We start from the raw sequence: 13,128 nt of genomic DNA, 5'->3' as shown, positions 1-13,128 counted from the left end.
TGCGGCGTGCCCCCATCCGCCTTCGGCACCTTCCCCCGCTCGCGGGGGAAGGGAAAAACAGAGTGCTCCCCGCTTGCGGGGGAAGGGAAAAACGGCATGGCCCCCGCTTGCGGGGGAAGGAAAACCAGGAGGGCCCCGGCTTGCGGGGAAGGGGACTTCGCACGTCGAAGGTCGATGCAGGGCCTAGAATGCACGGCCGCCTGCCGATCCGCCGACTGCGCCATGCCCAAGTTGCTGATGTCCCTGCGCAACGTGCCCGATGAGGAGGCCGACGACGTGCGCGCGTTCCTCGACGCGCACCGCATCGGCTGGTACCAGACCCGGCCCGGCCCGCTGGGCATCACCGCCGGCGCGATCTGGATCCGCGACGACGCCGACTACCCGCAGGCGCGCCGGCTGATGGATGCCTACCAGGCGCAGTTGCGCGAGCGCGTGCGCGCCGAGCGCGCCCAGGCCGAGGCCCGCGGCGAGGCGGAGCGCTTCGGCTCGCTGTTGCGCGAGCGGCCTGCGTGGGTGCTGCTGCGGGTGGTCGCGATCGCGCTGTTGCTGGCGTTGATGGCATTGCCGGGCTATCTGCTTTGGCGTTAGCGTGAGGCGCCGGCGCCTGGCCGGAAAGCGGACCGTCCATGCCATGACATCGCAGGCCATCGGCGCAACCGCCGCCCGCCCGGCCGACAAGCGGCGGGTGCTGCTCGCCAGCCTGGTCGGCACCACCATCGAGTTCTTCGACTTCTACATCTACGCGACCGCGGCGGTGCTGGTGTTCCCGGCGCTGTTCTTTCCTGCGAGCGATCCGGCCTCGGCGACGCTGCAGTCGCTGGCGACCTTCGCCCTGGCCTTCGTCGCGCGCCCGATCGGTTCGGCGTTGTTCGGCCATTTCGGCGACCGGGTGGGGCGCAAGGCCACCCTGGTCGCGGCGCTGCTGACGATGGGCCTGTCCACGGTCGCCATCGGGTTGCTGCCCACCCATGCGCAGATCGGGCTGGTCGCGCCGGCGCTGCTGGCGCTGTGCCGCTTCGGCCAGGGCCTGGGCCTGGGCGGGGAGTGGGGCGGGGCGGTGCTGCTGGCCACGGAGAACGCGCCGCCGGGGCGCCGCGCCTGGTACGGCATGTTCCCGCAGCTCGGCGCGCCGATCGGCTTCTTCCTCGCCACCGGCAGCTTCCTGCTGCTGACCGCCTTCATGGGCGATGCCGCCTTCATGGCCTGGGGCTGGCGCATTCCGTTCCTGGCCTCGGCGGCGCTGGTCGCGGTGGGGCTGTGGGTACGGCTGAGCATCGACGAGACGCCCGATTTCCGCCGCGTGCTGGAGCGCGCCGAGCGCGTGCGGGTGCCCTTCATGGACGTGCTGCTGCGCCATCCGCGCGCGCTGCTGGCGGGCACGCTGCTGACCCTGGCGACCTTCGTGCTGTTCTACCTGATGACGGTGTTCGCGCTGAGCTGGGGCACCTCGCGGCTGGGCTACTCGCGCGACGCCTTCCTGTGGCTGCAGATGGCCGGCGTGCTGTGCTTCGCCGCCACCATCCCGCTGGCGGCGCTGTACGCCGACCGCCACGGCCGCCGCCGCGCGATGATCCTGGCAACGCTCGGCATCCTGGTCTTCGGCGCGCTGTTCGCGCGCCTGTTCGTGGGCGGCTCCCCGCTCGGCACGCTGGCGTTCCTCGCGCTCGGGCTGGGCCTGATGGGGCTGACCTACGGCCCGGTCGGCACCTTGCTGGCCGAACAGTTCCCCGCCGAGGTGCGCTACACCGGCGCCTCGCTCGCCTTCAACCTGGCCGGGATCTTCGGCGCTTCGCTGGCTCCGTACGCGGCCACCTGGCTGGCCGGCCGCTACGGGCTGGGCGCGGTCGGCGCCTACCTGTGCGCGGCGGCGACGCTGACGCTGGCGGCGCTGCTGAGCCTGCCCGCGCGCGGGCGGGAAGCATCCGCTCACGTCGCGTGAATCCAGTCGGCCTATCATTCGCGCGTGTCTTGTCCGTTGGAGTTCCGCCGATGCCGTCCGTCCGTGCGCTCGCCCTGGCCTTCGCCGCGCTGTCCTCGCCGCTGATGCTGGTCGCCTGCCGCGACGAGGCGCCGCCGCCGGCCGAGCCGCCCGCGGCCGGTACCGAGGCGCCGGCGCCCAGCGAGGTGCCGCGGCCCGATCCGAGCGTGCGCCGGTTCGAGCGCGCCGCGCCGCCGGAGCTGCAGGGCCTGGTCAGCGGCCGCTTCCAGCCGCGCGGCGAGCGCGCCGAGGCCGCCACCGGCGTGCTGGAGATCGAGGACGATGCCATCGCGGGCCGCAACGGCGTGTCGCTGGAGACCGAACGGATCGCGATCGTGCGCGGAGACGACCAGTTCCGTCCCGGCGAGCGCTACTCCAATGCGCTGATGGTCGGCGCGGAGCAGCCGGTGGAGCTGCGCCGGGTGGTGCGGCCGCCCGCGGAGGATGCGCAGCCCGCCGACGGCGAGGCCGCCCCTGCGGCCGACGCGACCCCCGACGCGCCAGCCGCGCCGCCGGCGCCCGCCGAAGCGACCGCCGACGCGGACGACGAGCGGCCGGCGCCGCGCGGCCCCGGCCTGTGCGCCGAGGGCGAGGCGGATTTCGTCGCCCTGGTCTCGGTGCACGAGGGCGAGCGCACGGTGGTCCGCCTGGTCGGCCTGCAGGGCCGGTCCACGCCTGCGGCCGGCGCCGAGGACGTGCGCGCCTGCGATACGCTGGAGTACGAATCGCGGCGCTGAGCGCGCCGCGCGCGCATCGGAGGACCACGCCGCCGGCAGCGCGGCCGATACCGCGCCACGGGCAGGAGGGCGGCGCATTCGCGTCCCCGCGCAAAGCCGAGGGGTTTGCGACGCGCGTCGAAGATGCACGCGGAATCGCGGAAGTTCGCCCAACGACTTACGAAACGTGAACATCTTGTTCGCATCTTTGCGGATAATCGTGGGCCCTTCAGCTTTGTGTCGATGACATGCCCCCGACTGCCATCCGCACCGCCGCCCTGTTCGCCTTGTCCGCCTCGCTGCTGGCCGCTTGCGGCCAGGCGCCCGACGCGTCCGCACCCCAGGCCGGCGCCTCCGCGGCGCCGGTGTCCTCGGCCCCCGCGCCGGCCGACGTGCCGAACCACGATCCCAGCGTGCGCCCGGGCAACCGCGCTTCGCCGCCGATGCTGCACCCGGTGGCGCTGGGCCTGTTCGAGACCGGCAACCCGGTGGCCGAATCGGTCACCGGCCGCATCCGCATCGAGGGCGACACCATCCGCGGCGAGAACGGCGCGGAGTTCGTCACCGAGCGCATCGCGATCCTGCGCGGTGGCGACGAGTTCCTGCCCGGCCAGCGCTACGCCGACGCGTTGATGATCGGCGCCGAGCACCCGGTGGAACTGCGCCGCGTGGTCGCCGAGACCTGGCCCACGCGCATGCCCGGCAACGCGTTCTGTCGCGATACCAAGACCGGCTACCTGGCGATCACCAAGGTCGCCGAGGGCGAGAACGACGTGGTCCGGGTCATGGGCCTGCGCGGCAGCGACATGCCCGCGCCCAGCGCGCAGGACGTCGTGGTCTGCGCGTCGTCCTCCTACTACGCGCGGCGCTGAGGCGCGAGCGGTCGCACTCGGGAAGCGGGCCGCGCGCAGCGGCGCCGCGCTGCGCGGGGCGGCGCGATCGTGACCAACGGCACCCGGCCGGCGGCGGCGATTCGGCTACGGTCGAGGGTCCGCACCTCGTCCGCTCCAGGAGTCCGCATGTCCCGATCCGTCCCGCCGCAGCGCTGGCTGCTGGCGCTCCTGCTCGCCTGTCTCGCGCTGCCGGCCGCCGCCCAGCGCGAGCTCCGGTTCGACGCCTATGCCGTGCCGCAGGGCGGCACCGTGGCGGTGGCCATGCGCGGCGATGGCCCGCAGTCCGGCGCGTTCGCCGCTGTCGATGCCGCGACCTCGGGCGCGCTGTCGCGCGCGGTCGCCGCGGCGGGCTTCAAGGGCCGCGCGGACACCCGGCTCGATCTGCCGGGGCTGGCGCCGTTCGACCGCGTGCTGGTGGTGGGCGCGGGCAGCGAGGCGCTCGATGCGCGCGCGCTGGAGGACATCGGCGGCCGCGTCGGCCAGTTCGCCGCAGGCAGCACCGCGCCGCGCGTCGAGCTGCTGTGGGCCGGCGACGAACCGGACGCCGCCTCGCACCTGGCCTTCGGCGCCGTGCTGGGCGGCTATCGCTTCGACAAGTACCGCACCGCGCGCGGCGCCGACGAGGACGCCGACGCGCCGCAGGCCGGCCGCGGCGAGCTGGTGGTGCGCAGCGCCGCCGGCGCCGCGGCCGCGCAGGGCTACGAGCGCGACTGGCGGCCGGTGGCCGACGGCGTGCGTTTCGCCCGCGACCTGGTCACCGAGCCGGCCAACGCGGTGTGGCCGGAGGAGTTCGTGCGCCGTACCCGCGAGGCCTTCGCCGGGATGCCGAACGTCAGCATCGAGGTGCTGGACGTGCCGGCGATGGAGCGCCTGGGGATGGGCTCGCTGCTGGCGGTGGGGCAGGGCAGCGCGCGCCCGCCGCGGCTGCTGGCGGTGCGCTACGACGGCGGCGCGCGCGGCGAGGCGCCGGTGGCCTTCGTCGGCAAGGGCATCACCTTCGACACCGGCGGCATCTCGATCAAGGGCAGCGACGGGATGTGGCGCATGAAGTACGACATGACCGGCGCCGCCTCCGCGACCGGCGCGCTGCTGGCCCTGGCCGGGCGCCGCGCGCCGGTGAACGCGGTGGCGGTGGCCGCGCTGGCGGAGAACATGCCCTCCGGCAGCGCCGTGCGCCCCGGCGACGTGATCCGCACCGCGGCCGGGCGCACCTACGAGGTCATGAGCACCGACGCCGAAGGGCGCATGGTGCTGGTCGATGCGCTCTGGTACGTGCAGGACCGCCACCGCCCGCGCGCGATCGTCGACATCGCCACCCTGACCGGCGCCATCGTGACCGCGCTGGGCAACGACTACGCCGGTCTCTTCAGCCGCGACGAGACGCTCGCCGGGCAACTGGTCGCCGCCGGCGAGGCCGCGGGCGAGCCGCTGTGGCGGATGCCGCTGCACCGCGGCTACGGCAAGATGCTGGCATCGCCGATCGCCGACCTGCGCAACGGCGGCGGACGCCCCGGCTCCAGCACCGCGGCGCACTTCATCGGCGAGTGGGTGGACCGCGACACCCCGTGGGCGCACCTGGACATCGCCGGCATGGCCTGGAACGAGACCGCCGGCACCGCCACTTCGCCGGCCGGCGCCACCGCCTTCGGCGTGCGCCTGTTCGACCGCTGGGTGCGCGACCACGTGGAGGCGCCGGCGGCGCGCTGAGGCCGCTCACCGGCCGACGACGGCGGCCCTGGGAGGCTCCCGGGGTCGCCTTCCGCCGGTGATCCGCCAATGCCCACCCGCCGCGTGTTCGACGATCCGAAGTCGCGCCCCAGGCCCTGGCAGCGCGACAACCCGAAGCCGAAGGCGGCGCGGACCCGCCTGAGCGCGGCGCAGCGCGAGGCCGCCCGCGCGCGCGCCAGCGACGCCGGGCGCCGCTACCCGAACCTGATCGACAACCTGTGGGCCGCGTCCGCGCTCGACGCGCGGGGGCGGCCACGGGATGAGCGGCCCTGATCCCGGCCGTGGGTAGAATGGCCGGCATGCACACCAGCATCGCCGCCTACCGCTTCGTGCCCGTCGCCGATCCGCGCGCCCTGGCCGACGCCGTCGAGGGCGCCGCCCGCGCCCGCGGCCTGCTGGGCACGGTGCTGGTCGCCGGCGAGGGGCTGAACCTGTTCCTGGCCGGCGCCGCCGCCGACATCGACGGCTTCCTCGACTGGCTGCGCGCGGATGCGCGCTTCGCCGGGCTGGAAGCCAAGCGCAGCGTCAGCGCGCGCGCGCCGTTCGCCCGGCTCAAGGTCAAGGTCAAGCGCGAGATCATCGCCTTCCGCCGCGAGGACGCTTCGCCCCTGGCCGGCCGCGCGCCGGCGGTGGCGCCGCGCACGCTCGCCCGCTGGCTCGCCCGCGGCGCCGACGACGACGGGCGCCGCCTGGTCCTGCTCGACACCCGCAACCGCGAGGAGGTCGCCTACGGCACCTTCGCCGGCGCCACGACGCTGCCGATCGACAACTTCACCGAGCTGCCCGACGCGGTGCTGGCCCGCCGCGAGGCGCTGGCCGACGCCACCGTGGTGAGCTTCTGCACCGGCGGCATCCGCTGCGAGAAGGCGGCGCTATGGATGCGCGCGCAGGGCCTGGACAACGTGCTGCAGCTCGACGGCGGCATCCTCGGCTACTTCGAGACCGTCGGCGGCGCCGGCTACGACGGCGGCTGCTTCGTCTTCGACGAACGCATCGCCCTCGGCCCGGACCTGACGGCCCTGGCGGACGCGCGGAGCGCGGCATGAGCTGGCTGGCGATCCTCGCCGCCGCGATCGGCCTGTACCTGGCGTACAAGCTGATCGGCACCGTGGTGAAGATCGGCCTGTGGGTGGCGGTGCTGGTCGGCGCCTACTGGTTCTTCGCGCCGATGGCCGGCTGGCCGGGGCTGGGCGAGGTCATCGGCACCTTCCTGCAGTAGCCGTTCCGCGCCGGGCTCAACCGAACTCGCGGCTGGGCAGCACGATGCGGCGCTGCGGGCGGCCGACCAGGTCCAGGAAGCGGTTGAACACCTCGTCGGCCTGCGCCTGCATGCGCGCGATGTGGAGATCGGTGGCGGCGCGGATCGCGTCGGCATCGTGCGGCAGGCCGGAGGCGGCCAGTTCCTCCCGGTAGGCCGGGGTGTCCAGCCAGCGCTCCACCAGCGGCCGGTCCATCTCCAGGTGGAACTGGAAGCCGTAGGCGAGCTCGCCCCAGCGGAATGCCTGCTGCTCGCACTCGGCGCCGCGCGCCAGGTGCACCGCCTCGCGCGGGATCTCGAAGTGGTAGCGGTGCCACTGGAACACGCGCGCGACCTCGCCCAGCGGCGCCAGTACCGGGTCCTGCCGGCCTTCCGGCGTGGCGTGCAGGTCGTACCAGCCGATCTCCGGCGCCTCGCGCCGGCGCACGTCGGCGCCCAGCACGTGAGCCAGCAACTGCGCGCCCAGGCAGATGCCCAGCACCGGCTTGCCCTGCTGCAGCATGCGCTCGATCGCATGGAGCTCGGTGCGCAGGTGCGGACGGCGCGCCTGCTCGTCCACGTTCATCGGCCCGCCCAGCACCACCAGCCCGCGGTAGCGGTCCACGTTCGGCCGCGCGTGCGGATCGCGCTCGAAGTTGACGAAGCGGATGCGATGGCCGCGGCTGCGGATCAGCGGATCGAGCGTGCCGAGCGGCTCGGCGGCGACGTGCTGGAACACCAGGATGCGGGGCATGCCCGCATTCTAGGGCGTATCGACACTCGGCCTGCAGCGCCGAAGGTGTCCCCGCACCTGCAAGCGGGCGCATGCTGTCCCTTCTCCCGCAAGCGGGGGCATATCGTTCCTTCTCCCGCAAGCGGGCGCATATTGTTCCTTCTCCCGCAAGCGCGCAGCGCCGGATGAGGGCCGCTTTACACGCTTGCAGCGTGCCCCCATCCGCCTTCGGCACCTTCCCCCGCTTGGCGGGGGAAGGGAAAAACAGCGTGCTCCCCGCTTGCGGGGAAGGAAAAGCAGAGTGCCCCCGCAGGCGCGGAGGAGGCTTCCGGCGGCTTCAGCGGGCCGGGCGCGGCTTGCGCGGGCCCTTGAAGCCGCCGGGGCGCGGCGGGCGGCGACCCGCGGGGCCGGCGCCGCGCTCGTCGTCGGCCTCGGCGCGGCGCATGCGCAGTTGCTGGCCGGCCACGCGCACGCGCTTGAGGTGGTCCAGCAGCTCGCGCGGCATGCCCTCGGGCAGGTCGACCAGGCTGTAGTCGTCGCGGATGTCGATGCGGCCGATGTAGCAGCTTTCCAGGTCGGCCTCGTTGGCGATGGCGCCGACGATGTTGCCCGGCTGCACCCCGTGGCGATGGCCGACCTCGATGCGGAAGGTCTCCATGCCGGCCTCGGGCGCCTGTCCGCGCGCCGCGCGCGGGCGCGGCGGGGCGTCCGCGCGGGCCGGGGCATCGGAATCGGCATCGGTTTTCCGCCGGGGCCGGGCGGCCTTCGGGGCGTCGGGGGAAAAGTCGGCCCTGGCCGCACTTTTTTCGGCGCGCGGGCGCTCGCGCGGCGGCTCCAGCAGCAACGGGGTCTCGCCCTGCAGCAGCGCCGCCAGCGCGGCGGCGATCTCGATCGCCGGCACGTTGCGCTCGCGCTCGTAGCGCTCCACCAGCTCGCGGAACACGCCGTGCTGCGGGTGCTCCAGCGCCGGGCCGATGCGGTCGAGGAACCTCGCCACCCGGCGCTCGTTGACGATCTCCACGCTGGGCAGCTCCATCGGCTCGATCGGCTGCCGGGTGGCGCGCTCGATGGCGCGCAGCATGCCGCGCTCGCGCGGGCTGACGAACAGGATCGCCTCGCCGGCGCGCCCCGCGCGGCCGGTGCGGCCGATGCGGTGCACGTAGCTTTCGGTGTCGTAGGGGATGTCGTAGTTCAGCACGTGGCTGACGCGCTCGACGTCCAGGCCGCGGGCGGCGACGTCGGTGGCCACCAGCACGTCGATGCGCCCGTCCTTGAGCTGCTGGATGATGCGCTCGCGCTGCTTCTGCTCCAGGTCGCCGTTGATCGCCGCTGCCGCCAGGCCGCGCGCGGACAGCTTCTCGGCCAGTTCCTCGGTCGCGATCTTGGTGCGCGCGAAGACGATCATCGCCTCGAACGGCTCGGCTTCCAGGATGCGGGTCATCGCATCGAGCTTGTGCACGCCGCTGACCATCCAGTAGCGCTGGCGGATGTTCTTGGCGGTGGTGGTGCTGGCCTTGATCGCGATCTCCACCGGCTCGCGCAGGTAGGTCTGGGCGATGCGCCGGATCGGCGCGGGCATGGTGGCCGAGAACAGCGCCACCTGGCGCGAGGCCGGGGTGCGCTTGAGCACCGCCTCGACGTCGTCGATGAAGCCCATGCGCAGCATCTCGTCGGCCTCGTCGAGCACCAGCTCGCGAAGCTCCGACAGGTCCAGCGAGCCGCGCTCCAGGTGATCGACCACGCGGCCCGGGGTGCCGACCACCACGTGCACGCCGCGCTTGAGCGCGCTCAGTTGCTGGGCGTAGCCCTGGCCGCCGTAGATCGGCAGCACGTGGAAACCGGGGATGTGCTGGGCGTACTTCTGGAACGCCTCGGCGACCTGGATCGCCAGTTCGCGGGTCGGCGCCAGCACCAGCGCCTGCGGCTTGCCCGCCTTCGGCTCCAGCCGCGCCAGCACCGGCAGCGCGAACGCCGCGGTCTTGCCGGTGCCGGTCTGCGCCTGGCCGAGCACGTCGCGGCCGGCCAGCAGCGGCGGGATGGTCGCCGCCTGGATCGGCGAGGGCGTCTCGTAGCCGACCGCGGCCAGCGCGCGCAGCAGCGGCTCCGGCAGGCCGAGTTCGACGAAGGAGGGGACGGTGGCGGGTGCGGGTTCGGCGCTCATCTCGGTCTCTCGCACCGGTCAGGCGCAGATCGTGGGGGACCGCATAGTGTACGGCAGCGCCGGCCGCCGACCCGAATCGCGGCACGCGCGCGTTCAGTGCGGCGACGGTTGCCGGCGCGCAGACGCGGCGCGCGCACGCGTGCGCGTACCCTGTGCGCATGACGCTGCCCGCCCTCCGCTTCGACAACGCCTTCCTGCGCGAGCTGCCCGGCGATCCCTCCACCGCGCCCGGCGTGCGCCAGGTGCCGGGCGCGGCCTGGTCGCGGGTGCGGCCGACGCCGGTGGCCGCGCCGCGCCTGCTGGCCTGGTCGCCGGACGTCGCCGAGGCGATCGGTTTCTCGCCCGCCGACGTGCTGGCGCCGGCGTTCGCCGAGGTTTTCGCCGGCAACCGGCTGCTGCCGGGCATGGACCCGTACGCGGCCAACTACGGCGGCCACCAGTTCGGCCACTGGGCCGGCCAGCTCGGCGACGGCCGCGCCATCGCCCTGGGCGAGGCGCTGGGCACCGACGGCCAGCGCCACGAGCTGCAGCTCAAGGGAGCCGGCCCGACCCCGTACTCGCGCACGGCCGACGGCCGCGCGGTGCTGCGCTCCTCGCTGCGCGAGTTCGTCTGCAGCGAGGCCATGCACCACCTCGGCGTGCCGACCACGCGCGCATTGAGCCTGGTGGCCACCGGCGAGCGCGTGGTGCGCGACATGTTCTACGACGGCCACCCGCAGGCCGAACCGGGCGCGGTGGTGTGCCGGGTGGCGCCCTCGTTCCTGCGCTTCGGCAGCTACGAGCTGCCCTACGCGCGCGGCGACACCGGCCTGCTGCGCCGGCTGGTCGACTTCACCCTGGCGCGCGACTTCCCGCACCTGGCCGGGCGCCCGAACGCCGAGGCCGACTGGTTCGCCGAAGTCTGCACCCGCACCGCGCGGCTGATGGCCGAGTGGATGCGGGTCGGTTTCGTGCACGGGGTCATGAACACCGACAACATGTCGATCCTGGGCCTGACCATCGACTACGGCCCCTACGGCTGGATCGAGCCCTACGACCCGGACTGGACCCCGAACATTACCGACGCCCAGGGCCGCCGCTACCGCTACGGCTGGCAGCCGCGCATCGCGCACTGGAACCTGGGCCGGCTGGCGCAGGCGCTGTCGTCGCTGTTCGAGGACGTCGCGCCGCTGCAAGCCGGCCTCGATGCCTATGGCGAAGCCTTCGCCGCCGCCGACCGGGAGGCTTGCGCGCGCAAGCTGGGCCTGGAAGCGCTGCGCGACGAGGACCTGCCGCTGCTGCAGGAGCTGTTGGGGCTGCTGCACGAAGGCGAGGCCGACATGACGCTGTTCTTCCGCGCCCTGGCCGAGGCCGATCCCGCCCAGGGGCTGGCGCCTGCGCTGCGCGCGAGCTTCTACGACGAGGCCCGCCTCGACGCCGTGCAACCGGCCTTCGAGGACTGGCTCGGCCGCTACGCGCGGCGCGTCGCCGCCGATCCGCTGCCGGACGAGGCGCGGCGCGAGCGCATGCGCGCCGCCAACCCGCGCTACGTGCCGCGCAACTGGCTGCTGCAGGAAGCCATCGACGCCGCCGAACAGGGAGACCTCCGCCCCTTGCAAGCCCTGCAGACCGTGCTGCGGCGGCCCTACGAGGACCAGCCCGGCCGCGAGCACTACGCGCAGCGGCGGCCGGACTGGGCACGCGACCGCGCCGGATGCTCGATGCTGTCCTGCAGCTCCTGAGGCGGAGCGACATTCGGGAGCGCAAAAGGCGCCCCTTCACCCGCTTGCGGACGATGCTGTCTTTCCCTTCCCCCGCAAGCGGGGGAAGGTGCCGAAGGCGGATGGGGGCACGCCGCAGGCGTGCAAAGGCGGCCCTCATCCGGCGCTGCGCGCCACCTTCTCCCGCTTGCGGGAGAAGGGACGGCATGGTTCCGCATGCGGAAAATTCGTCACCGCAGACCGAATGCCGATTCGTCCTGGACGGCGCCGGCCGCTACCGCGCGGCGGCGTTGCGGTCCGGATCGAAGTCGGCCAGCGGCCCGGCGACCTGGCGCCCGGCCTGCCAGACCGCGCGGATGCGGCGGGTATTGCGGATGTCGGCCAGCGGATCCGCATCCAGCACCACGAAATCGGCGCGCCGGCCCGGCGCCAGCAGGCCGCGGTCGTCCAGGCCCAGCAGTTCCGCGGCATCGCGGGTGGCGGTACGCAGCGCCTGCTCGGGGGTGAAGCCCGCCTGGGTCATCAGTTCCAGCTCGCGGTGCTCGGCGAAGCCGATCACCCGGTGCGGCAGCGCGCCGGCGTCGGTGCCGAAGCCGATGCGCACGCCGGCCGCGTGCAGGGTGCGCAGGTTGGCCAGATTCATGCGCACCGCCGCGCGCGACTTCGCCGCCGCCTCGCCCTCCAGTTGCCGGCGTTGCCAGACCGGATCCTGGAAGCGCGCGCGCAGCGGCGCCTGCAAGGCCGCGCGCAGCGCCGGCTCCTCCTCGATCAGCCGCGGTTGCTCGGCATAGAGATAGTTGGCCTCGTCGATCTGCAGGGTGGGGATGTACCAGGTGCCACGGCTGCGCATCGCCTCCACCAGCGCGGCATCCACCGGACGGTCGCGCACGCCGTGGGCGATCACGTCGATGCCGCTGGCGACCAAGTCCGCGGCCGGGGCCAGATCGTGGATGTGCGCGGCCACCTGCAGGCCCTGGGCATGCGCCTCATCGATCGCCGCGCGGTAGACCTCGGGCGCCATCGGCGGCGCCTGCCCGCCCAGGTCGTCCACCCACAGCTTGATGATGTCCACCCCGCGCCGCGCCTGCTCGCGCACGGCTTCGCGCGCGGCGGCGGCATCGGCCGGGCGCGGCACCGCATCCTCCGCCAGCCCCATGTTCTTCGCCGGCGGCGCGCCGCCGGGCGCGCCGATGCCCGGCCCGGCACCCAGCATCCAGGCACCCAGCGCGGGATCGGCCGCGCGCACCGCATCGCGGATCTCGTAAAACGCGGGCCCGTTCATGCCCAGCGAATTCACCGTGGTCACCCCGAACGCCTGGAACTGGCGCAGGTCGCGGACCACGTGGTCGCGGGTGTAGTAGCGGCCGCCGTGCTCGGTGCCCTCGGTATTGCCCAGGTGCGCATGGTCGTTGACCAAGCCCGGCACGATATAGCGGCCGCCGTAGTCCACGCGCCGCGCGCCCGCCGGCAACGGCCCGTCGCCGCCGACCGCCTCGATGCGCCCATCGCGCACGACCAGCCGCACCACGCCGAGATCGCGCTCGCCGTCGAACACCCGCGCGCCCTCGATGACGACGACGTCGGTTGCGGCGGACGGGGTGGGGGCGGGCTCGGAAGCGGGGTTCGCGCATGCCGATAGCGCAGCGAGCGCAGCCAGGGCGAAGGGGGCGCACGCTGCGCGGGCGAGACGTGGGGGCATGTAAGGGCTCCGACTGTGGCGACAGGGGCCACCTTAGCAGCGGAGGTTTTCACCTTCACCCCGATTCCCGTCCACAGGTAGGAGAGGGCAAGGGTGCTGGGGCTGGGCGGGATCGTTGTGTCGTGCCTCCGCCCCACGTTTTGCATGCCGAGCGCCCTGGCACTCGGCGCAGACCAACAATCGCCTCGGCTGTGCTCGCTCGCGCGTGATGCCTGCCGGCCATCATGAAGCGCCGAATCCTCCTCACATGGGCCGCTCCGGCGGCAGGCTGTGGTGCCAGATC

At 73.8% G+C, this 13,128-nt stretch carries 12 protein-coding genes; 9 read left to right on the top strand and 3 right to left on the bottom strand.

The annotated features are described in order from the left end of the window. Nucleotides 1-222: 222 nt before the first annotated feature. The 8 genes from Z164_RS0109675 (at nucleotide 223) to Z164_RS22800 (ending at nucleotide 6,534) form a co-directional block, all read left to right on the top strand. Nucleotides 223-588, top strand: coding sequence for a DUF6164 family protein (locus tag Z164_RS0109675; protein WP_024890499.1), 366 nt, complete (start codon nucleotides 223-225; stop codon nucleotides 586-588). A gap of 43 nt (nucleotides 589-631) precedes the next feature. Next, nucleotides 632-1,939: an MFS transporter gene (locus Z164_RS0109670; protein WP_024890498.1), complete on the top strand. Its 1,308-nt coding sequence runs from the start codon at nucleotides 632-634 to the stop codon at nucleotides 1,937-1,939. Nucleotides 1,940-1,989: 50 nt separating this feature from the next. Then, nucleotides 1,990-2,715 (top strand): hypothetical protein, encoded by a 726-nt coding sequence (locus tag Z164_RS0109665; RefSeq protein WP_024890497.1) that lies wholly within the window; start codon nucleotides 1,990-1,992, stop codon nucleotides 2,713-2,715. 227 nt (nucleotides 2,716-2,942) lie between these two features. Beyond that, nucleotides 2,943-3,566 carry a hypothetical protein gene (locus Z164_RS0109660; RefSeq protein ID WP_024890496.1) on the top strand — a complete coding sequence of 208 codons (624 nt, stop codon included), beginning with the start codon at nucleotides 2,943-2,945 and terminating at the stop codon, nucleotides 3,564-3,566. A 147-nt stretch (nucleotides 3,567-3,713) separates the two neighbouring features. Further along, entirely contained in the window at nucleotides 3,714-5,294 is a 1,581-nt protein-coding gene (locus tag Z164_RS0109655; RefSeq protein WP_024890495.1) for a leucyl aminopeptidase, read from the top strand. Nucleotides 5,295-5,363: 69 nt separating this feature from the next. Beyond that, nucleotides 5,364-5,588, top strand: a complete 225-nt coding sequence (locus Z164_RS0109650) for a hypothetical protein (protein ID WP_024890494.1) — start codon at nucleotides 5,364-5,366, stop codon at nucleotides 5,586-5,588. A gap of 26 nt (nucleotides 5,589-5,614) precedes the next feature. Further along, nucleotides 5,615-6,361: a sulfurtransferase gene (locus tag Z164_RS0109645; RefSeq protein ID WP_024890493.1), complete on the top strand. Its 747-nt coding sequence runs from the start codon at nucleotides 5,615-5,617 to the stop codon at nucleotides 6,359-6,361. Beyond that, on the top strand, nucleotides 6,358-6,534 hold the full coding sequence (locus Z164_RS22800; RefSeq protein WP_160170688.1) for a hypothetical protein: 177 nt from the start codon (nucleotides 6,358-6,360) through the stop codon (nucleotides 6,532-6,534). The genes Z164_RS0109645 and Z164_RS22800 overlap by 4 nt, the downstream gene beginning before the upstream one ends. A 16-nt stretch (nucleotides 6,535-6,550) precedes the next feature. Here the strand turns inward: Z164_RS22800 and Z164_RS20280 are convergent, their stop codons facing one another. Then, complete coding sequence (locus tag Z164_RS20280) at nucleotides 6,551-7,306, bottom strand: type 1 glutamine amidotransferase (protein ID WP_024890492.1); 756 nt, start codon at nucleotides 7,304-7,306, stop codon at nucleotides 6,551-6,553. Nucleotides 7,307-7,622: 316 nt separating this feature from the next. Then, entirely contained in the window at nucleotides 7,623-9,446 is a 1,824-nt protein-coding gene (locus tag Z164_RS0109630) for a DEAD/DEAH box helicase (protein ID WP_024890491.1), read from the bottom strand. Between the two features lie 164 nt (nucleotides 9,447-9,610). On the opposite strand from Z164_RS0109630, the gene Z164_RS0109625 reads away from it, so the two are divergent. Then, on the top strand, nucleotides 9,611-11,167 hold the full coding sequence (locus Z164_RS0109625) for a protein adenylyltransferase SelO (RefSeq protein ID WP_024890490.1): 1,557 nt from the start codon (nucleotides 9,611-9,613) through the stop codon (nucleotides 11,165-11,167). Between the two features lie 253 nt (nucleotides 11,168-11,420). Here the strand turns inward: Z164_RS0109625 and Z164_RS0109620 are convergent, their stop codons facing one another. Further along, nucleotides 11,421-12,845, bottom strand: coding sequence for an amidohydrolase family protein (locus tag Z164_RS0109620; RefSeq protein WP_043689716.1), 1,425 nt, complete (start codon nucleotides 12,843-12,845; stop codon nucleotides 11,421-11,423). Nucleotides 12,846-13,128: the final 283 nt, after the last annotated feature.

Origin of the sequence: Luteimonas huabeiensis HB2 (genome assembly GCF_000559025.1) — a bacterium.
In the GTDB taxonomy this organism is placed as follows: Bacteria; Pseudomonadota; Gammaproteobacteria; order Xanthomonadales; family Xanthomonadaceae; genus Luteimonas; species Luteimonas huabeiensis.
Note: the sequence above shows the minus strand (reverse complement) of the source record. Positions and strands in the feature narration are given on the sequence as shown.